Genomic DNA, 20,989 nt, shown 5'->3' with positions numbered 1-20,989 from the left:
TGCGAGGGCGCCCCCATGTTCAACCTTCGCGGCCGGCCTCGATCACGTCCTCGATCGTCCGCAACCCGGTCACCGGCGCCTGCACCAGCACCGCCATGTTGCCCGGCTTGTGCAAGTTCTTGCGCATCTTCACATGTGCCGCAGGAATCTCGGCCCAAGGAAAGACCTCGGACATGCTGGGGTCCAGCCGCCGCTCGACCATCAGCCGGTTCGCCGCGCTGGCCTGCTTGAGATTGGCAAAATGGCTGCCCTGCACGCGCTTCTGGTGCATCCAGAGATAGCGCGCGTCCAGCGTCAGGTTATAGCCGGTCGTCCCGGCGCAGATCACCACCATGCCGCCCTTTGCAACGACAAAGACCGAGACCGGAAAAGTCGCTTCGCCGGGATGTTCGAAGACCATGTCGACATTCACGCCCTTGCCGGTGATCTCCCAGATTGCCTTGCCGAACTTGCGGACCTCGGCAAACCATGCCTTGTATTCGGGCGTGTTCACCTTGGGCATCTGACCCCAGCAGTTGAAGTCCTTGCGATTGATGACCCCCTTGGCGCCGAGCCCCATGACGAAATCGCGCTTGTCCTCTTCCGAGATCACCCCGATCGCATTGCCGCCCGCGGTATTGATCAGCTGGATTGCAAAGGAACCGAGCCCTCCGCTTGCGCCCCAGACCAGGACGTTCTGGCCCGGCTTCAATTCATGCGGCTTGTGGCCGAAGAGCATCCGGTAGGCGGTGGCCAGCGTCAGCGTGTAGCAGGCGCTTTCTTCCCAGGTCAGATGCTTCGGTCGCGGCATCAACTGCTGCGCCTGCACCCGGGTGAACTGGGCGAAGGAACCATCCGGGGTCTCGTAGCCCCAGATCCTCTGGCTCGGCGAGAACATCGGATCGCCGCCGTTGCATTCCTCGTCATCACCGTCGTCCTGGTTGCAGTGGATGACGACCTCGTCGCCCACCTTCCAGCGCTTGACCTTGTCGCCCACCGCCCAGACCACGCCTGCCGCGTCGCTGCCGGCGATGTGATACTCGGCCCCATGCACGTCAAAGGGGCTGATCGGAATCCCGAGGCCGGCCCAGACGCCGTTGTAGTTGACCCCCGCCGCCATCACGAGAACCAGCACTTCGTGGCTGTCGATTCTGGGCGTATCCACGACTTCCAACTGAAAGCTCTTGTCCGGCTCGCCATGCCGCTCGCGCCGGATCGCCCAGGCGTGCATCTGCCTGGGCACATGGCCCAGGGGCGGCATCTCGCCGACGCGGTATAGATCCTTCACCGGGGCCTCATAGGGCATCGGGGCCTGAGCTTGTTCCAGAGTCATGGCGTTCATCGGCAACTCCCACGCAGTGCCGCGGCGCAGAATCACGGCGGCTCCACGTCAGATACGATCCTCGACGAAACTTTGCAACACATAATCGTCTATTTTTGAAATATTATGACCCTGCGAATGCAGCATTCTCCTTTGCGGGCGCAGCGACACCGGCAGCCGGATCGGGGAAGTGATGCGCGATCGACGCCGCGTAATACGCCAGCAGCGGCAGGTCCCGCTCGGTGATCCGGGTGACGTCTCCGTCCTCGGTAAGCACGCCGCGCAGAACCAGGTGTTCTTGCGCCAGCCGCACCGCCAGCCCGATCGAGCCGCGGGGCACATGGACATAGACCCCGTTGGCGCGCAATTGCTCGACATCCGCGGCAAAGGCAGCCTCCAGCGCCTTGCGGTCCATGTCGCCGTGCCGCAGCAGAACCCGGGCCAGCAACGGCACCGGCAGCACCGGCACCAGCTCCCGGATCCTCTGCATCAGATCTTCGGCCAGTTCGGCGGTCGCATCGCCAGCCTCCTTGCCGCGATAAGCTGCCAGCGGAATCGGCGCCCCGAAGCTGACGGCCACATAGCCGTAACGCAGGAAGGTGCCGCGCAGCTTCTGCCACAGACGCCGCAGCACATAGCCCAGCGTTCTCAGCACCGGGACCGGAAACCGCCGCTTTCCGGATCGATGGGCCGCGACCAGAAACCGGTCCTCGATGACCCGATCGTAGTTGAGCGCCACCGGGACGAACCAGACCTCGCGCCCCGGCGCCTCGGCACCTGCGACATAGGACAGGATGCCCAGTTTCGCGCGCCCCACGCGGCCATCCAGCGACAGCCCGCCTTCGGGGAAGACCGCCTGGGTCACTCCCTCGGCAGTGGCGATCTGAACATAGCGCGCCAGAACCCGGCGATAGAGTGCATTGCGCGACGAGCGCCGAATGAAATAGGCGCCCATCGAGCGGATCAGCACCGACAGCGGCCAGACCCGGGCCCATTCCCCGACCGCGTAGCTGAGCGTCGCGCTGCGCTGTGCGGCCAGATAGGTGACCAGCACATAGTCCATGTTCGAGCGATGGTTCATCACGAAGACCACGGTGGCATTCTCGGGGAGCGCGGCCAGCCCGGCCTCGTCCACATGGCCGATCCGGACCCGATAGAGCATCCGGCTCAACCAGCGCGCCGCCCGGGTGCCGAAACCGAAATAGGCGCTGGCCGAGAAAGCGGGCACGATCTCGCGGGCATAGCGCCGGGCCTCCTGATGGGCCACTTCCTGCGGGATACCGGCCTCGCACGCGCGTTCGGCCACCGCCTCGATCACCCCCGGATCATAGATCAGCCGCTGGATCGTGTCGTGGCGGCGGGCCAGCTTGAACGGTTCGATCGGCCGGGCCAGCCTCTTGTTCAACCGCGCCACCGCCGCCTCGGCCCTGCGCCGGAAGAACCAGCGCACCGAGGGGAACAGGAAATGCGAGGCGAAGGTCACCAAGGCAAAGCCGAGGATCAGAACCAGAAGCCAGAGAGGAAGCTCGACAGTTCGAAACATAGCTTCGAAGGGTGGCAGCTTCGCGACCTTGGGTAAAGCGATGTCCCGACGCGGGGCACGAAAGCCGAAACAAGAGCCACAGGGCATGGCGGGCCGGCCACGGGCATCACCATTGCCGCAACGCAGCGAATTGACTTGGCTTTATCTTTCTCAGATAAATCACAATACGCAACAAAATTACCCGCAACCGCAAGAGGTGCCGCAATGACCGAGAGACCCGAGGACGGCCAGAGAAAGGACCGGCCCTGGCTGTTTCGCACCTATGCCGGGCATTCCACTGCCGCCGCGTCGAACGCGCTGTATCGCGCGAACATGGCACGCGGCCAGACCGGGCTTTCGGTCGCATTCGATCTGCCGACCCAGACCGGCTATGACAGCGATCATCTGCTGGCGCGGGGCGAGGTCGGCAAGGTCGGCGTGCCGGTCAATCACCTGGGCGACATGCGGGCCCTCTTCGATGCGATCCCGCTGGAGAAGATGAACACCTCGATGACCATCAATGCCACCGCGCCCTGGCTGCTGGCGCTTTATGTGGCATTGGCCGAGGAACAGGGGGCCGATGTGGCCGCCCTTCAGGGCACCGTGCAAAACGACATCATAAAGGAATACCTGTCGCGCGGCACCTATATCTCGCCCCCGAAACCCTCGCTTCGGATGATCACCGACATTGCCGCCTGGACCCGCGCGGAAATGCCGAAATGGAATCCGATGAATGTCTGCTCGTATCACCTGCAAGAGGCCGGAGCGACGCCCGAGCAGGAACTGGCCTATGCCCTGGCGACCGCGACAGCGGTGCTGGATGACCTGCAAGGGAAGGTGGCGCCCGGGGACTTCCCGGAAATGGTCGGCCGGATCAGCTTTTTCGTCAACGCCGGCATCCGCTTTGTCACCGAGATGTGCAAGATGCGGGCCTTTGTCGAATTGTGGGACGAGATCTGCCAGACCCGATATGGCGTTACCGACCCGAAATACCGGCGCTTCCGCTATGGTGTTCAGGTCAACAGCCTGGGCCTGACCGAGCAACAGCCCGAAAACAACGTCTATCGAATCCTGCTGGAAATGCTGGCCGTGACGCTTTCCAAAAATGCCCGCGCCCGGGCCGTGCAGCTTCCGGCCTGGAACGAGGCATTGGGATTGCCGCGCCCCTTCGATCAGCAATGGTCGCTGCGGATGCAGCAGGTCCTGGCCTATGAAACCGACCTTCTGGAGTATGGCGACCTCTTTGACGGCAATCCGGTGGTCGCGGCCAAGGTTTCGGAATTGAAAGAGGGCGCACGGGCCGAACTGGCGCAGATCGACGCCATGGGAGGCGCGGTCGCGGCCATCGAGCACATGAAATCGCGGCTGGTCGAATCGAATGCCGCGCGGATCGCCAGCATAGAAAGCGGTGCAACCACCGTGGTCGGGGTGAACCGTTGGCAGGAGGCCGAACCCTCCCCCCTGACCACCGGCGATGGCGCCATCATGCAGGCGGACCCGGCGGCCGAGGCCGACCAGATCGCCAGGCTGACCGAATGGCGCTCCGGCCGCGACCCGCAGGCAGTTGCGGCGGCACTGGCGACTTTGCGCGACGCCGCAGCCTCGGGCGCCAACATCATGCCGCCTTCGATTGCTGCCGCCCGCGCGGGCGTGACCACCGGCGAATGGGGCGCAGTCATCCGCGCCGCCTTCGGCGAGTACCGGGCGCCCACCGGTGTCTCCGCCGGCCGGTCCAACCGCACCGAGGGGCTGGAGGACCTGCGCGCCCGCGTCGATGCCGTCTCGGACAGGCTTGGCCGGAGACTCAGCTTCCTGATCGCCAAGCCGGGGCTGGACGGTCATTCCAACGGTGCCGAGCAGATTGCGACGCGGGCCCGGGACGCCGGCATGGACATCCATTACGACGGCATCCGCTTCACCCCCGAAGAGATCGTCGAGGCCGCCCGCGAACGGCAGCCCCATGCCATCGGCCTGTCGATCCTGTCCGGCAGCCACCTGCCCCTGGTCGCCGAAGTTCTGGACCGGCTCCGGGCTGCCGCCCTGGACATCCCGGTCGTCGTCGGCGGCATCATCCCCGACCCGGATGCCAGACGCCTTTCCGAAATGGGCGTAGCCCGTATCTACACGCCGAAAGACTTCGCACTGAATGACATAATGTATGATATCCTGGATATCGTGGAGACATCGCCAATTGCAGCCGAGTAACGGGATATCCTCGGCCCCCATGCGTAGTCTCTATTGAAGTTTCATAGAATGAAACATTCTGGTTGAATTACTGTGGGGGAACCCATTGTTTTCGTATTGCAGACTGCAAGTCGGCAGTGCATTATTGGAAGAAATTCCAATTGGAGACTGCAATGAAGATCGACCTGGACAAAATGTCTGATACCGAACTGAAGGAGCTTCGGGCGCAGGTGGACAAAGCGATTTCCACTCTTGCATCGCGGCGCCGGGCCGAAGCCCGCAAAGCCGCCGAAGAAGCGGCCAGCAAGCATGGTTTCAGCCTGTCCGATCTGCTGAGCGGCAAGGCCGACAAGACCAAGGGCGTTCCGAAATATCGCAATCCGGCCGACCCGTCGCAAACCTGGTCGGGTCGCGGGCGTCAGCCTGGCTGGATCAAGGCCGGCCTGGCGGCGGGTAAGTCCCTGTCCGACTTCGCAATCTGAGATGACCGTCCATATCGGGGCCAAGCCGGGTGAAATCGCCGAAACGGTGTTGTTGCCCGGCGACCCCTATCGCGCGAAATGGGCGGCCGAGACCTTCCTGACGGATGCGACCTGCGTGAACGAAACGCGGGGAATGCTCGGCTTTACCGGCGCCTGGAACGGGAATCGGGTTACCATTCAGGGTTCGGGAATGGGGATGCCCTCACTCTCGATTTATGTGAATGAACTGATTCGGGACTATGGGGCGCGGACGCTGATCCGGATCGGCTCCTGTGGCGGAATGCAACCAGAGGTAAAACTCCGCGACGTTATTCTCGCAATGACGGCGAGTACGGTTTCCTCTCCGTCCGCCACAATTTTCCGCGAGGTCAATTTTGCCCCATCCGCGAATTGGCAACTGTTGGCCGCTGCCGAACGGGCGGCGCGGGCCAAAGCGGTGCCAATTCATGTCGGCGGAATTTATTCGTCGGATACATTTTACGACGAACGGCCTGATCTGACCGAACAGATGACAAGGCACGGCATCCTTGGTGTCGAGATGGAGGCGGCGGAGCTCTACACGCTGGCCCTGCGCCATGGCGTGCGGGCACTGGCGGTGCTGACGGTCTCGGACCATCTGCAAACACATGAGGCCCTGCCCTCGGACCAGCGCGAAAAGAGCTTTGGCGATATGGTCGAGATCGCGCTGACAGCCGCATTCAGCTGAGCCGTCCGCTTATTCCGCATTGAGTCTCGCATCGGCCCGACCGTGCGACGGACGCCGCAGCCCTTCGCCGGTCCGGCCCGCCCGCGCTCAGTCCCGCTGTGCAAGAAAACGTTCAAAGGCCTTGAGCGTATGGCCGGAGACGTGATGCTCGATCCCTTCGGCGTCGGTCTCGGCCACGTCTTCGGGGACCCCGACCGCGATCAGAAAGGCGACGATCGTGCGGTGCCGCGACCGGACACGGTCGGCCATGGCCGAGCCGTCTTCGGTCAGGAAGACCCCGCGATAGGGACGCGACGTCGCCAGCCCTTCCCGCTTCAGGCGCGCGATCGCCTTGGTGGCGGTCGGCTGGGCGACACCCATCCGCTGCGCGATATCGGCCACGCGCGCCTCGCCAAGTTCGGCATGAAGATCGCCGATCAGCTCCACATAATCTTCGAGCAAGGCGACCGATTGCGCCTCACGCGCACGCGCGAAGCGATCGGCCTGGTCTTGGAGAGGCGTCGGCGAGGTCGGCATGTTCAGGTTACCCGAATGTGTCAGGAAGACTTTATAGCCAAGGCTCAACTTCTTCGCCACCAGGAATCCCGTCACAAGACAAGGGAATTACAGATTTACCCTTGCAGAAGGTATAGCACTGGCTATCTTTCACGCCGAAGCTCCTGGAAAGACCCATGTCCAATCTCACAGAAACAACCCGTGGCGGTATCAGTGCCGTTCTCAGCGGCAAGAACCGCAGTTGGCGAAGCAAGCTCCTGTTCGCCGGCCCGGCAATCATTGCCTCGGTCGCCTACATGGACCCCGGCAACTATGCCACGAACATCCAGGCCGGAGCAGGCTATGGCTATAGCCTGCTGTGGGTGGTGCTTCTGGCCAACCTGATCGCCATGCTGTTCCAGGCGCTGTCGGCCCGGCTGGGCATCGTCACCGGCAAGAACCTGGCCGAACTGTCGCGCGACAACTTCCCGAAACCGGTGGTCTGGATCATGTGGGTCATCAGCGAAGTGGCGGCGATGGCCACCGACCTGGCCGAGTTCCTGGGCGGCGCCATTGGGCTGGCGCTGCTGTTCGGCCTGCCGTTGTTCGTCGGCATGGTGATCACCGCCATCGTGACCTATGCGATCCTGATCTTCGAGCGCTACGGCTTCCGCCCGATGGAGCTGATCATCAGCGCGATGGTCGGGGTGATCGGGCTCTGCTACCTGGCCGAGCTGATCATCGCCCCGGTGGACTGGGCCTCGGTCGGCCTGGGCATGATGCAGCCGGTACTGCCCGATACCCTGGCCCTGACCATCGCCGTCGGCATCATCGGCGCCACCGTCATGCCGCATGCGATCTATCTGCACTCGGGGCTCATGCAGGCGCGTGCCGAACCGCGCAACGATTCCGACCGCCGCAAGGTTTTGCGTTACTCGAACATCGAGGTGGTCCTGGCGCTGGCGGTGGCGGGCATGGTCAATATCGCCATGGTGGTCATGGCGGCCAGCGCCTTTCACCAAGGCCATTCCGACGTCGCCGAGATCGAGACCGCCTATCATACCCTGACCCCGCTGCTTGGCGCTGCGGCCGCAAGCATGTTTCTGCTGTCGCTGATCTTTTCCGGCATCTCCAGTTCCGTCGTCGGAACCATGGCAGGCCAGATGATCATGCAGGGTTTCCTGCATTTCAGCATCCCGGTCTGGGTCCGCCGCCTGGTCACCATGATTCCCGCCTTCGCGGTGGTCGGCATGGGCGTGAACGCCACGCAGGCTCTGGTGATGAGTCAGGTGGTGCTGTCGATCGCACTGCCAGTGCCGATGATCGCTCTGATCATCTTCTCCGCCCGCAAGGACATCATGGGCGCCTTTGCCACCGGACCGTTGATCCGCACCCTTGCCGGCATCGGTGCCGTTGTCGTCCTGGCGCTGAACTTCGTCCTGCTGGCGGATGTCTTCGGCCTGCCGATCCCCTTCATCACCGGATAGGGCGGAAAGAGCACAGGCCCGAGACCTGACGAACCTGGGCATCTCGCGCTCCGGGGTCAAATCATCGACGACCTTCTTCTGCTCGCCGCTGCCAGCCTCGATCCCACCTGACGGTTCCATCCCGTTGGCAACAGCCCGACATTGGCTTCGTTCCAATTGCAGATGGCTTCCCGACCATCCCGGCCAAGCCCCCGCACCGCTGACGGCCGACACCTTGGCCGCGCGCAGCACCTTGCGATCCGGCCACCGGCACAAGCCTTCAGGGGAATAGCGGTTGAGGAATGGCGGGCCAGACCATACGCTTCGGGCTTGCGTATCGGTACTCATCATTTCCCTGTTTGGCATGTGGCATGGCGGAAGACGAATCGGACCAGGTACTTCTGGCAATGCCGCGCGGCGGCTTCAACGACATGCTGTGCCAGCTGGAGCTTTGCGTCCGCGCCGCCGAGCGGTCCGGAAGGCTTCTTGTTGTCGATACCCGGCAGTCGGGGCTTGAGGACGACCTCTTCGAGTATTTCGACCTCGCACCAGGACAGCGGATCGTCGCGCTCCGGGACTGGTCCGGAACCGTTGCGACGGCACATGGCAGGATCACCGCAACCCACGGGGACACCGAGACGGTCTGGCAATTGCCCGAAGGTGATCTCGACCTTCGCTATGACGAAGGCCAGCCGCAGGACGCGCCGATCCTTCTGCACTACGCGCATGGAGGCGGCGAACTGGGGGTCGCATTCCTCGCGCGGCTGCGACTGAAGCCGGCACTGGTCGACCGCATCCTTGGCGCCCGCAGGGCCATCGGCGGTCGCTACGCGGCGGTGCACATTCGACATACCGACTATCAGACGGATTTTCGCACTGCCTTCAGACTGATCGCCCGCCGGATGCGCGGCTGGCGGCTCCTGATCTGTTCCGACAGTCAGATCCCCATCGGGTATTTTGCCAAAACCCATGGCCCCGAGTTCGACTGGACCACCACGGACACCGCCCGCAGCAGCGACAACAGCCCGCTTCACTATTCCGGCGGCACGCGGGTGAGCGAGCGCAATGCCGAAATGCTGACCGACCTCTACCTGATGGCAACGGCGGCGCGGCTGGTCATGGTCGATACGCTGAACTCGAAACGGTCGGGCTTTGCCGTCCTGGCGGCACATATGCGGCGGCGACTGGATGTCGCGTCTCTGGACCAAGGAGCCGAAGGCGTACCGGCGCTGACCCTGAAGGCGCGCTTTCCCCTCTGGCTCGGGAGCCTGTGGTCCAATCCGTTCCGCGTCTGGCGCCTTCGCAAGCTGGGAGACAGGCCGAGCGGCCCGACAATCCTGCACCCAACTCCGGAATAGGGCCTACGGAGGAGAATACGCAGACGCTGACCGGCATGGAGTGCCCCGCGCCGGCCCGCGCAACCGACAGAGGCACCAGAGGCAGCCACGGGGCCCGGCTGCGAAGCCGACCAACCGAGATTGCCGACATCATGCCGACCAACGAACTGAATTTACTGGAAAGCAAATGGCGCGCAGGGGAGGATCGGTGCCCCTTTTACTCTTCAATGGGTTGCGTGGATCTTAGACAAATCCCTCCCTTTGACGATCAATAGCTTACACGGCGCCATGTCTAACGAAAATGCACAGCACGCCTGTCAACACAGGTTTGGGAAAAGGGCAGATTTTTTCGCGCGAGCCTGTTGGTAGCTGTCTGGTCAAACGCTTTCCTTTTCCTTGCCACAAAGGGGTTTTATCCGAAACATTAACAAAGGCAGTTGAAACCGTGGGAATGTTCGCAAACGCGAGTGGATTGAGGGCCGACATTCTGGCCCGCTGTGTTTCGGTCGACCTCGAGGTCGATCCGAAGGCCGCGCGCATTTTCGCGCTTGCCGCCGTTGCGCGTGACGCGGCCATGCCGCCGATCCACGCCACCCGAGACATCAGCTCCGCCTTGTCGCGGCTCGACACTTTCTGCCGCAACTTCGACCACGTCATCGGGCACAACATCCTGCGCCACGATCTACCTCATCTTGCCGCCGCATCGCCGCGGTTGGCGGCGCTCGCAGAAGCCCCGATCGACACACTCTGGCTCAACCCCCTCGCCTTCCCGCGCAACCCTTACCATCACCTCGTCAAACACTACCACGACGGGCGGCTCCAGTCGGGCCACGTCAACGATCCAGAGCAGGACGCGCGACTGGTGTTCGAGGTTCTGGAAGATCAGATCGCGGCCTTGGCGCGCCTGAACGCCACCACGCCCGACACGCTCACCGCCTACCATTTCCTTGCGACCCGAGGGCCACGAACAGGTGGGTTTCACACGGTTTTCCACCAAATTCGCGGCACCGGCGCACCGTCAGAGATCGAAGCCCGCGCCGCCATCCGCCGAATGCTTGCCGGGCAGGCCTGCATGAACCAGCTCGATGAATTGCTCGATGAATTGCTCGAGGATATCCGCAGCCCTAATAAGGGGTGGCCGCTGGCCTACGCGCTGTCCTGGATCTCCGTCTCTGGTGGGGACTCGGTCATGCCGCCTTGGGTGCGGATGCAGTTTCCCGAGGCGGCCCGGATCGTGCGCCGTCTGCGCGAACACAGCTGCAACGCCCCCGCCTGCGCCTGGTGCCGCGAGCAGAACGACCCGCGGGCCGCGCTCGAACGCTGGTTCGGCTTCGAGAACTTCCGGCCTGAACCCGCTGATGAACTTGGACGCCCCTTGCAGGAGCGGATCGTTGCGGAGGCAATGGCCGGCAACAGCGTTCTTGGCATCCTGCCCACCGGCACAGGCAAATCGCTCTGCTACCAGATCCCGGCACTATCGCGCTACGACAAGACAGGTGCGCTGACTGTTGTCATCTCGCCGCTGGTTGCTCTGATGGCCGACCAGGTACAGGGCCTCGCGCGCGCCGGGATCTCTTCCGCCGTCACGGTCAACGGGCTGTTGTCGCTCCCCGAGCGCCACGACGCCCTCGAAAAGGTGCGGATGGGCGACGCGGCGATCCTGCTGATCTCGCCTGAGCAACTCCGCAGTATCTCGGTCCGCTCCGCATTGAAGCAACGTGAAGTCGGTCTTTGGGTACTCGACGAGGCGCATTGCATTTCAAAATGGGGTCACGATTTCCGCCCCGACTACCGTTACGTGAGCCGGTTCATCAAGGAGAGCTCGGGCGATGACCCGGCCCCGGTGCTCTGCCTCACGGCCACCGCGAAACCCGAAGTCGTCCAGGACATTCGAGACCACTTCAAAGCCCGCGTCGGCCACGATCTTGTCCTGCTCGACGGCGGTTCGACCCGCACCAACCTCAGCTTTGAAGTTAGACCCACACAGCGCACGACCAAGCTGAGCGACATCCTCGACACGATCCAGAGCTCCCTACCGCCCGAAGGCGTCTCCGGCGCGATCGTCTATTGCGCAACCCGCAGCGCGACCGAGCGCGTGGCCGAATTTCTCAAGCAACAAGGGCTCGCGGCGGAACGCTACCACGCCGGGCTGGACCCGGAAGAAAAACGTGAGATCCAGGAGCAGTTCCGCGTTGGCGAGATCCGTGTCATCGCTGCGACCAACGCCTTCGGGATGGGGATCGACAAGCCCGATATCCGGCTGGTCGTACACGGTGACGTGCCCGGCTCACTCGAGAACTACCTGCAAGAGGCCGGCCGCGCCGGGCGTGACCGGCAACCGGCAAATTGCGTGCTGCTGTACAACGAGGAAGACGTCGACAGGCAGTTCGGCCTCTCGGCCCGCTCGCGCCTTGCCCGCCACGAGATCGGCGCGATCCTCAAGGCCCTTCGCCGGATCGACACCCGCACCCGAAAAGACGGCGAAGTCATCGCCACCTCTGGCGAGATCGTGCGCGAGGAGAGGGATTACGACTTCCAGCGCGACACCAACACCGACGACACCCGCGTGAAGACAGCTGTCGCCTGGCTGGAAGAGGCAACGTTGCTGTCGCGCGAGGAGAACCGTGTACAGGTCTTTCCGGCCTCGCTTCGGGTGCCCGATCTGGCCGCGGCTGAAAGGATCCTCGACAGGGCCGCCATCTCCGGCAAGCAGAAACAGCGCCTCCTCAACATCGTGCGTCACATCATCAACGCGCCAGTCGACGAGGGGATCAGCACCGACGAGCTTGCCGGTGTCAGCGGGCTGTCCGGGGCCGCGCTGCGCAAGGCGCTCACTGACCTTGAAGCCGTCGGCATCGCCAACGACGACACCAACATCACCATCTTCGCGCACGTCGGCATCGAAAACTCGTCGCAAAACAGGTTCGACCGGGCCGCCGCTCTCGAGGCCGACCTGATCGCCCTGATGCGGGAACTCGCGCCCGATGCGGATGCGAATGAGCCCTTGCCGCTCAACCTCGCCCAGACCAGCCAGGCGCTGCGCGAGCGCGGCCACTCTGATGTGCGCCCAGATCTGGTCGAGGCGCTCATCCGCGGCATGGCGCAGGACGGGCGCGACATGGACGGCGGGCGCGGAAACCTGTCAGTGCGTAAGTCGGCGCGCAGCAGCCTTATGGTCCGCCTTCAACGGTCCTGGCCAGTCGTCGACCAGACCGCCCAGGTCCGCCGCCAGGGCGCTCAGCGACTTCTCGATCATCTGGTCGGAAAGGTGGAGAAGGGAACGCGCGGCAAGGACATCCAGGTTGAGACCACGTTGGGCAGCCTGCTCGCCGCAATCACCGGTGACGCCTTGCTGCGCGCGAAGATCCACGATCCGAACCGGTTGATGGACCGCGCCCTCCTCTGGCTGCATGAGCAACAGGTCGTCACCCTCGGTCGCGGGCTCAGCGTGTTCCGGCAGGCGCTGACCGTTCGGCTCAACCGCAAGGGCGGCAACTTCACGGTACAGCACTTCGCGCCACTCGAAGAACATTACACCGAGCAGACCATCCAGACGCATGTCATGGCCACCTATGCCGAGAAGGGCCTCGACAGCATCGAAGAGGCGGAACGGCTGGCTGAAGACTATTTCGCGCTCGACCACGAGACCTTCATGCGCCGCTGGCTTCCGGGTCGTGGCACCGAGTACCGCAGGCAAGCCACCGGCGCGTCGTGGAAGGCCATCGTCGGTTCTCTCGGCAACCCCGTGCAGGAACAGATCGTCCGCGACGACCGCGAACAGACAAACGTGCTGGTTCTCGCTGGCCCCGGGTCCGGCAAGACCCGGGTGTTGGTCCACCGCATCGCCTACCTCGTGCGGATCCGGCGCGAAGACCCGCGCGGCATCCTGGTGCTGGCCTACAACCGCCATGCCGCCGCCGAGATCCGCGAACGGCTGCGCCGCCTGATCGGCGATGAGGCAGCCTTTGTCACCGTGTCGACGGTCCATGCCCTCGCCATGCGCCTTGTCGGTGCCAGCTTCGCCGGGGCGCGGACCGAAACGGTGGATTTCGACGACTTGCTCAAGAAGGCTGTCCAACTGCTCCGGGGCGACGGGCTCAGCAAGCAAGAGGCCGAGGCCCTGCGAGAGACCCTGATCCAGGGCTACCGCTGGATCCTGGTCGACGAGTACCAGGATGTCGGCCCGGGAGAATACGCGCTCATCGCGGCGGTCGCTGGCCGCAGCCTTGATGACCCTGACCAGCGACTCAGCCTGTTTGCCGTCGGCGACGACGACCAGAACATCTACGCTTTCGCCGGGGCGTCTGTCCGCTACATCCGCCAGTTCGAGGAGGATTACTCCGCCAAGCCCGTTTTCCTCACCGACAACTACCGCTCCTCCGGCCACATCGTCTCGGCGGCCAACGCGGTGATCGCCGAGTCAGCAGAGCGGATGAAGACCGGGCACGAAATCACTGTTGATCCGGCGCGGTTGAACGACGATCCCGGCGGGGCGCTCGCGTCACTCGACCCGGTCGGGCAAGGACGTGTCCAGATCCTCGCCTGCCCGCCTGGCAACGACGCGCAGGCCATGTCCGCGCTCGATGAGCTGCAACGCCTGTCGCGGTTGATCCCGGATTGGACATGGTCTCGCGCCGCCATCATCGCCCGCGACTGGCGCCGCCTCGCCCCGGTACGCGACTACGCCGAGAGCCTTGGCATCCCGGTCGAATGGGCCAGTGACCGACTGCCGGGCCTGTGGCGAATGCGCGAAATGCAGACCTTTGTCGCGACCATCCGCGCCGACCTGACCCGGATGTTCACCATTGCCGAGTTGACCCAAGTGCTCAACGCCATCCCGACATCCCGCTGGACCGATCGGATCGGCGAGGGCCTTGGCCTTCTCGCGCGCGATGTCGAGAGCCGCTCGCTCCCTGCGACCGACATCATCGAATGGTTCGCGGAATGGGCGCGCGACTCCTGGGGCGAACAACGCGGCCTGAAGCTGCTCACAGCCCACCGCGCCAAGGGGCTTGAGTTCGACGACGTGGTCATCCTCGACGGCGGTTGGGAGCGCCCCTCGCGCGAAGAAGACCAGGACGCCCCCCGCCGGCTGTTCTACGTCGCCATGACCCGCGCGCGCCGTAGCCTCGCGGTAATGTCGAACGACAACCACGAATACCTGCCCACCGACTCACCCTCGATCCTGACTCGCCACGTCACACCCATTCTTACCGCCTTTCCGAGTCCGAGGCGACACTACGTCTCGCCCGAAGCACGGATGGTCGATCTCTCCTTTGCCGGTCGTCAACGCCCCGGCCATCCCGCGCTCGCGGCCATCGCTGACGCGCAGATTGGTGATCCTGTGAGGCTCGACCTTGAGAATGGCCAATGGTTCATTCGCGACGCCAAGGGGCGGGTTCTCGGACGAATGGCAAAATCCTTCTCACCGCCTCCCAGGACCAGATTTGCCCGAGGCGAGATCGCAGCGATTCTACGTTGGCGCAAGGAGGACGGCGACGAGGCGTTTCATTACACCCTCAAGCGCGATGAATGGGAGGTCGTGCTTCCGGAGTTGGTGTTCGAAGACGGATAGCCAAGTCTCGGACGTGACGACCTGATTTCATCCCTGATCTGGCCCCCAAACTCAGAAGGGTGCGATTGCCGCGCCGCCATTCGCGAATAACGCTTAATGACATCACTGCCCCAAGCCGAACGCCCCGTGAAAAGCGGGCGGGATCTTGGCCGGAAGCTGCCATTCGATTGTGATTGGCGCTTCCCCTCGGGACCGGATCACACGGGGTTTTCCGAGGTAGAGGAAAGGCGCGGCAGTCGATCCACGGAGTTTGGAACCGCGTACGAAGAGGTGCACCTCTTGCCCCTCGACCTCACCAAGAAGGATCCGCCCCCGCTCGCTGCTCCTGCGTGTGCTGGTCTGGCTCTGCCATTGCATGGTCTGGTCGTCGATGAAGTGATCTTCATACTGTCCGCCTTGTGAAAGCCCTCCCTTCTTCAAGGTCGTGAACAGAACCAGCCCGCTCGGGATCTTCACGACACCCTGGTTCCAGCTGCCCGTGTTGAAGGTCTCTCCGAACAATGCGGGCACATCCTGGCGCATGTATTCGTGCCACAGGATCGGACCTGGCCCCGGTTCCGCAAATTCCGTTGATGGCCGCACGCGCTCGACCGAGGTATCCAACCGCCAGGCAATGAGTTCACGCAACGCCGCCGCTTGATCCTGCGAAACGGGTTGGCGAAAACGCACAACGCCATGAGCTTCGACCACGTGTGGCGACATCAGCAGGTCGGCCACGGCTCTCTCAATTTCTTCCGACGTGCCGCTTTGCCGGAGGCCATGACGCTGGAGCGTCTCGCCCACCGCCGAAGCGATCTTACTCTTCGGCAGAAGTTCACCGGAGGTGAGGACATCGATCAGAGCGGGAACCTCCGGCGTCGCGAGATTTGGTCGCTCAAGCATTCTCAGCAGCCCCATGTTCTCGAATACGCCCGGCGCAACCTCATCTCCCATGTCGCGCACAAACTCGAACCAGGTGCCGTGACCAGTTTTGGCCGGGGAGAACCCGGCCTCGGCATATTCCAGGGCTGTGGGCCTTCGCCCTCTCCGCAAGATATGCCCACGATAGAAAGCCTCGCCTTCGTCATGGGCGTCGCTAGTCTTGAGGAGGTCGCGCAGAAACTTGATGGCCTCAAGCTCATACGTGACCTCGCAGCCCGCCGGAAGCTTGAACGCCCCAGCCTCCAGATCATCCAACCGTTTGCTGATCGACCTGTCACCACCGCCAGCCTGCAAGAGCGCCGCTGCCTTGGTGAGAAACGAGCGGTGGTTGCCGATGTAGTCGATGACCTGGAGCACCTTGCCTTCGACGCGCCGCAGACCCCGGCCAAGCTGTTGCAGCCAGATGATCGCGCTCTTGGTCGGGCGAAGCATCATCACGGTGCCGATCTCGGGCACGTCGACGCCTTCGTTGAACATGTCGACAGCGAACAGGATGTCGATCTCACCCCTGCCCAGCGCGACCAGCGAACTGGTTCGCGGCGCCGAACTTTCACCGGAATGAACCGCGACCGCCCGCAGCCCACGCGCCTTGAAAAACTCCGCCATGTAATCGGCATGGTGCTTCGAGACGCAAAACCCGATCGCCGGCCCCTTTGCGCGCTTCTGGAACTGCTCGTAAGCATTCAGCGCCCGCGCCTCTGTCGCCATCGCGGCTTCCAGCTCGGTCGGGTCGAACTGACCCGAGCGCCAGGGGATCTGGGCATAGTCCACCTCGTCGGGCACGCCGAAGTAGTGGAACGACGACAAATGTCCCCGGTCGATTCCGTCGAAGAGCCCACATTGATAGACGAGGTTCCCGCCACACAGCCCAAGCAGATCGGCGCCATCTGTCCGGTCCGGCGTCGCGGTCAGGCCGAGCAGAAAGCGTGGCGTGAAGTGGTCGATCAGCTTCTGATAGGTGCTTGCGGCGGCATGATGGAACTCATCCACGACGATGTAATCGAAGTGGTCGGGCGCAAACTGCCGCAGATGCGCGACGCGACCCAAGGTTTGGATCGAGCCGAACAAGATCTCAGCCTCGGCGTCCTTTTCCTGGCCGTTGTATTTGCCGAGCCGGGCATCCGGGCGAACTTTTCGAAAAGCGTTCATTGCCTGCGTGAGGATCTCATCACGGTGGGCGACGAAGAGTATGCGACCGGCCTTGGCCTGCACCGTATCGAAGGCCGCGAGCCAGGTCTTGCCCAATCCGGTCGCGAGAATCACGAGCCCGGCGCGGTGTCCGGTCTGGCGGGTGGCACGCAAGGCCTCGAGGGCCTCAACCTGTATCTCGTGCGGCTCGGGCGGCGGCCCCTCCTCTTCCAGCAGTTTGGCCGAGAACTCCGGCAGGGGCCGTGCGCGTCGGCGCGCGGCATATGCGTCGATCCACTCTGGGGTGAGCGGTTTCACTTCAGGCCGTGCAAGCAACGCCTCGAACGCCTCGGCGATTTCCCCGGAGGTGTCCTCTGTATGCAGGTTCCACTCGACACCGGTCGTCAGCGCGGATTGCGACAGGTTCGAGCTTCCGACAATCGCGCCGCGGTTGTCTTCCGCGCGAAACAACCAAACCTTGGGGTGGAAGCTCAGTCCCGCCGTCTCGAACACGTAAAGCTCGGCGCCCTCCAGTTCGAGCAACCGGCCCAGCGCGGCCGGATCGGTCGTATCGAGGTAGTCGCCTACGACGACCCGAAGACGCCCACCGCGCTCCAGTAGGTCTTGAAACCACGGCTCCAACAGCGCCACACCGCTGTCCATTGCAAACGCTACCGCAAGATCGACGGAATGCGCCTGATCCAAGTTCTCAGTCAGCAGGGGCAGCATCGGATCCTCGCCCCCGGTCGTCAGGCGCATGGGCGCTTGTCCCTGCGGCAGCGCCTCGCTGAGATGGAAGTGACCATATTCGGAAGAGGCGGTGAAGCCAGGCGCCCCACGCCCGAGCGCCTCTCCGAGTTGGGCAAGCAGTCCGAGCTGTTCGGACGCGGTGAGCACATCCCAGCGCGCCACATGACGCGGTGCCGGAATCAACCCCGCTTCAAGTCCCGAACAGATCGGACAGGTCTTGCTCGCGTTACCCAAAAGCGCCTCGACTGGTCACAGCCCGGCAGGCTAAGGATCCGGGCCGACTTGTCCAGGCTGGAAGGATACAACGCCGAAGGAGCCGCTCGTCTTTCCAAGGCACGTGAACGCGCGTTCCCAGGTCCCGGCCACGGCCCACATGGTTTTCTTCACCCGGATCAGCCTGTCCGTCGTCAGATGATTTGGGACACGAGGGCCTGATCGAGAACGGAGGGCCTGACTCGTTGGGGTTTCAGTCTATGCCGCGGTCTGGCGATGCAGCAAGCGGCGCTTCTCGATGATTTTCGCTTTGATCTCCTTTCGTGTTTTCAGGATGGCTTCGGCCCTGCCGAGATAGACGTCGGCGGGCACGAGGTTGCCCAGGCTCTCGTGGTATCGGTGATGGTTGTAGTGGTCGATGAAGTCGCCGATCGCCTGTTCCAGGGCGCCGGGCAGGTAGTAGTTCTCAAGCAGGATGCGGTTCTTCAGGGTCTGATGCCAGCGCTCGATCTTGCCCTGGGTCTGAGGGTGGCGGGAGCGCCCCAGACGTGATCCATGCCCTCGTCAGCAAGCCAGTCGGCCAGTTCCCCGGAGATGTAACTGCTGCCATTGTCGCTGAGCAGCCGGGGCCGGTGGGCAACTGTGGCCCGATCACAGCCGGAGGCGACCAGAGCATCTTCCAGTGTCGCGGTCGCATCCGACGCCTTCATGGTCGTGCAGAGCCGCCAGGCGATGACGTAGCGGCTGTAGTCGTCGAGGATGGTCGAGAGGTAGAACCAGCCCCAGCCGATGACCTTCAGGTAGGTGAAGCCGGTCTGCCAGAGTTGGTTCGGTCGGGTCGTCTTCTCGTGGAACTCCTCTGCTGCCTTGATGACCACGAAGGTCGGGCTGGTGATCAGGTCATGCGCCTTCAGAACCCTGTAAACGCTGGCTTCCGACACGAAATAGCGCCGCGAGGCCCCTATCGTCGTCCCAGACTTCACGGTGACGCAGGCAGAACAGCCGGTGCTGGCGCAGCGTGCGGAAGACGCCGCGAAAGAGCGGAAGGCTGAGGCTGACCGTCGCTTCCGCCGCGCCCTTGAGCTTGGCGCAGCGCTGCTCGCGCTGGGCGACTGAGCTATGGCGGTGATCAGGGGAATGCTGACACGACTTGCGAAGGTTGAGGCAGCGCGTGCGCCGCGTCAGTCCCCATTCGCGCCCTTCGAGGAGTTCGAGGCGAGGTGCCGCGAACAGATGGCGGCAAGCGAGCTTGCCAAGGACTTCCCGATTGACTGTCTGACGAAGTGGGAACGGGACGGAACGTGGCAGGCGGCGTATGCACAATGGCCGGGGCGGGCGCGGTGACGGGCGAGCCTGCGTGGCTGGTCGCGTACCGCAGGGGCGAGACAGCGCCCCCGGCCGCGACAGCGCCGCCCGCACAGCCGCGAGTTGCACCGGCTCGGGGCAAGGGTGGCGGCGAGGGGCGATCCTCGGCTGTAGCGCCAGCACAGCCGCGCCCTAACGAGTTCGGGTTCAGCGAGCCACGCCTTGAGGCATGGCCGTTCGACGGAGGCAAGAGGCGCGAGCCGGTCTTGGACCTCGACCAGTCGCCGCCCCGCGTGGTTCGGCGCGTCGGCTGGCGGGTCTGCCTGCGATGCAGTTCGCAGTTTTGGAGCACTGACGTGACAGCCATCCGCCTCTGTCACGGATGCAAGCAACCCACTGACCGCCGTGCGGGAGTGGGTCGAGGGTCACTCTAGTCGCTGCCGCAGGAATGGCAGAGCAGCGACACGCGGTCTTGCCAACCGCGCGTCCTTGAGGAAACCGACGGACGCTAAATCATCGGGTCCAGTCGGCGGCGGTGCTCCTTCGCTGCCCGAACCGACAGGCGCCCTCGCAGCATGGATTGTGGGGGCGCCTTACTTGCCGTCGCCCTTCTCAATCGCTTTGCGTGCTTCCTCCGGGAGCGCCGCGTAGACCTCATCAACGTATTTGGGTTCGGAGATCATCTTTTCCACGATCAAGTTGAGCAGCCGGAAGAGGCTTTCCGCGGTCGCTCGATCGTCCTTGAGGTCGATCTGACCGGGGTGAACGGCGTTGTTCCCAACGACCCGCACCACATCGAGGGCCTTCTGAATGCGCGGATCGAGGCCTCCTGCAACAAGGACCATAATATCATCGTTGATGCTCTTGCCCGGTTGGCCGAGGTGCTTGCACAGTTTTTGGATGCCGAGGCGGATGAGAGCTGCTGCCCCTCTGGCCGAGAGGTCAAGGATAGTGCTGGCCTCATCGTAGTCCCGGCGAATGTCGTCCGGCGTGTCGGGATTGGCGGGTGACGCTTCACCACTCCGAGGGTAGATCATCTGGTCGCAAATCCAGAGCGCCACTTCGCTACAGTTGAAACAGCGGCTTATCCAGACATTGTTCAGGTGGTCTCTCTCTCCATATGTGGAATGCTCCTCGAAGAACGGGCGTCCCGTGGCCTTGCGTTCGGCCCACTTTTTCAGGCTACCACGTACCTCTGCCTCTTCGATATGGTCGAGGCTCAACTCCTCCAACTTCTCGGCGGCAATGATATCGGGTAGGGTGTCCTTCTCCATCGCGTCAGCGTGAGTGGAATACCAAGACTGGCGAGCCAAAGCCCCGCAGTGCGGGCAATTGAAGGCGGTCTCCTTGACCGAGGGTGAAACGTATTTCATGAGCAAGCCACTGAATCAAAACGCGGGTTGCTAAAATCTGGCACGTTGGTTGCGGCGGCGGAGCCGAGTGCTCGCGTTTGCTTGCCAATTGGTTGCTAGGTAAGTCCGACGGCAATGTAGAGCTAAGCCGAACGACCCGTAACTGCTTGGTTTTATTTGTGAATTTGGCGCGCTGGGGAGGATTCGAACCCCCGACCCCTTGATTCGTAGTCAAGTACTCTATCCAACTGAGCTACCAGCGCGCGGACAGGAG

12 protein-coding genes, 1 tRNA gene and 1 pseudogene are annotated in these 20,989 nt (G+C 63.3%); 7 read left to right on the top strand and 7 right to left on the bottom strand.

What is annotated here, in order from left to right:
- Positions 1-19: 19 nt before the first annotated feature.
- Complete coding sequence (gene ccrA / locus NUW50_RS16665) at positions 20-1,312, bottom strand: crotonyl-CoA carboxylase/reductase (RefSeq protein ID WP_258290620.1); 1,293 nt, start codon at positions 1,310-1,312, stop codon at positions 20-22.
- A 112-nt stretch (positions 1,313-1,424) separates the two neighbouring features.
- A complete protein-coding gene (locus NUW50_RS16660) occupies positions 1,425-2,843 on the bottom strand; it encodes a 1-acyl-sn-glycerol-3-phosphate acyltransferase (protein ID WP_258290288.1) in 1,419 nt (472 codons plus the stop codon).
- 204 nt (positions 2,844-3,047) lie between these two features.
- Between NUW50_RS16660 and NUW50_RS16655 the strand changes: the two genes are divergently transcribed.
- From NUW50_RS16655 to deoD, 3 genes are all read left to right on the top strand, one after another.
- The gene (locus tag NUW50_RS16655) at positions 3,048-5,027 is read left to right on the top strand and encodes a protein meaA (RefSeq protein WP_258290287.1); all 1,980 of its coding nucleotides are present in this window, start codon (positions 3,048-3,050) and stop codon (positions 5,025-5,027) included.
- Between the two features lie 152 nt (positions 5,028-5,179).
- Positions 5,180-5,488 (top strand): H-NS histone family protein, encoded by a 309-nt coding sequence (locus NUW50_RS16650; RefSeq protein WP_258290286.1) that lies wholly within the window; start codon positions 5,180-5,182, stop codon positions 5,486-5,488.
- A 1-nt stretch (position 5,489) separates the two neighbouring features.
- Positions 5,490-6,194, top strand: coding sequence for a purine-nucleoside phosphorylase (deoD, locus tag NUW50_RS16645; protein ID WP_258290285.1), 705 nt, complete (start codon positions 5,490-5,492; stop codon positions 6,192-6,194).
- 87 nt (positions 6,195-6,281) lie between these two features.
- Here deoD and mntR read toward each other — a convergent pair whose 3' ends face one another.
- Positions 6,282-6,770 carry a manganese-binding transcriptional regulator MntR gene (gene mntR / locus NUW50_RS16640; protein ID WP_443135114.1) on the bottom strand — a complete coding sequence of 163 codons (489 nt, stop codon included), beginning with the start codon at positions 6,768-6,770 and terminating at the stop codon, positions 6,282-6,284.
- Positions 6,771-6,865: 95 nt separating this feature from the next.
- On the opposite strand from mntR, the gene NUW50_RS16635 reads away from it, so the two are divergent.
- From NUW50_RS16635 to NUW50_RS16625, 3 genes are all read left to right on the top strand, one after another.
- Positions 6,866-8,155 (top strand): Nramp family divalent metal transporter, encoded by a 1,290-nt coding sequence (locus NUW50_RS16635; RefSeq protein ID WP_258290284.1) that lies wholly within the window; start codon positions 6,866-6,868, stop codon positions 8,153-8,155.
- 350 nt (positions 8,156-8,505) lie between these two features.
- Positions 8,506-9,492, top strand: coding sequence for a hypothetical protein (locus NUW50_RS16630; protein WP_258290283.1), 987 nt, complete (start codon positions 8,506-8,508; stop codon positions 9,490-9,492).
- Positions 9,493-9,943: 451 nt separating this feature from the next.
- Positions 9,944-15,046 carry a RecQ family ATP-dependent DNA helicase gene (locus tag NUW50_RS16625; RefSeq protein WP_443135113.1) on the top strand — a complete coding sequence of 1,701 codons (5,103 nt, stop codon included), beginning with the start codon at positions 9,944-9,946 and terminating at the stop codon, positions 15,044-15,046.
- A gap of 102 nt (positions 15,047-15,148) precedes the next feature.
- Here NUW50_RS16625 and NUW50_RS16620 read toward each other — a convergent pair whose 3' ends face one another.
- Both NUW50_RS16620 and NUW50_RS16615 read right to left on the bottom strand, forming a co-directional pair.
- The gene (locus NUW50_RS16620; RefSeq protein ID WP_258290282.1) at positions 15,149-18,079 is read right to left on the bottom strand and encodes a DUF3427 domain-containing protein; all 2,931 of its coding nucleotides are present in this window, start codon (positions 18,077-18,079) and stop codon (positions 15,149-15,151) included.
- Positions 18,080-18,316: 237 nt separating this feature from the next.
- Positions 18,317-19,011 (bottom strand): annotated as a pseudogene (locus tag NUW50_RS16615) (transposase); the annotation flags it as partial.
- Between the two features lie 31 nt (positions 19,012-19,042).
- Between NUW50_RS16615 and NUW50_RS16610 the strand changes: the two are divergent.
- Positions 19,043-19,174 carry a hypothetical protein gene (locus tag NUW50_RS16610; protein WP_258290281.1) on the top strand — a complete coding sequence of 44 codons (132 nt, stop codon included), beginning with the start codon at positions 19,043-19,045 and terminating at the stop codon, positions 19,172-19,174.
- Between the two features lie 782 nt (positions 19,175-19,956).
- On the opposite strand, the gene NUW50_RS16605 is transcribed toward NUW50_RS16610, so the two are convergent.
- Together NUW50_RS16605 and NUW50_RS16600 are read right to left on the bottom strand one after the other, a co-directional pair.
- A complete protein-coding gene (locus NUW50_RS16605) occupies positions 19,957-20,736 on the bottom strand; it encodes a DUF4145 domain-containing protein (RefSeq protein ID WP_258290280.1) in 780 nt (259 codons plus the stop codon).
- A gap of 165 nt (positions 20,737-20,901) precedes the next feature.
- A tRNA-Arg gene (locus tag NUW50_RS16600) sits at positions 20,902-20,978 on the bottom strand.
- Between the last annotated feature and the right edge of the window lie 11 nt (positions 20,979-20,989).

Source organism: Frigidibacter sp. ROC022 (assembly GCF_024723735.1).
Lineage (GTDB): Bacteria > Pseudomonadota > Alphaproteobacteria > Rhodobacterales > Rhodobacteraceae > SLM-1.
This window is presented reverse-complemented; position numbering and strand designations above follow the sequence as displayed.

Bases quoted from the DNA above. Each gene is read 5' to 3' on its own strand.
- ccrA (WP_258290620.1), bottom strand. From the start codon at position 1,312: ATGACTCTGGAACAAGCTCAGGCCCCGATGCCCTATGAGGCCCCGGTG.
- NUW50_RS16660 (WP_258290288.1), bottom strand. From the start codon at position 2,843: ATGTTTCGAACTGTCGAGCTTCCTCTCTGGCTTCTGGTTCTGATCCTC.
- NUW50_RS16655 (WP_258290287.1), top strand. From the start codon at position 3,048: ATGACCGAGAGACCCGAGGACGGCCAGAGAAAGGACCGGCCCTGGCTG.
- NUW50_RS16650 (WP_258290286.1), top strand. From the start codon at position 5,180: ATGAAGATCGACCTGGACAAAATGTCTGATACCGAACTGAAGGAGCTT.
- deoD (WP_258290285.1), top strand. From the start codon at position 5,490: ATGACCGTCCATATCGGGGCCAAGCCGGGTGAAATCGCCGAAACGGTG.
- NUW50_RS16635 (WP_258290284.1), top strand. From the start codon at position 6,866: ATGTCCAATCTCACAGAAACAACCCGTGGCGGTATCAGTGCCGTTCTC.
- NUW50_RS16630 (WP_258290283.1), top strand. From the start codon at position 8,506: ATGGCGGAAGACGAATCGGACCAGGTACTTCTGGCAATGCCGCGCGGC.
- NUW50_RS16605 (WP_258290280.1), bottom strand. From the start codon at position 20,736: ATGAAATACGTTTCACCCTCGGTCAAGGAGACCGCCTTCAATTGCCCG.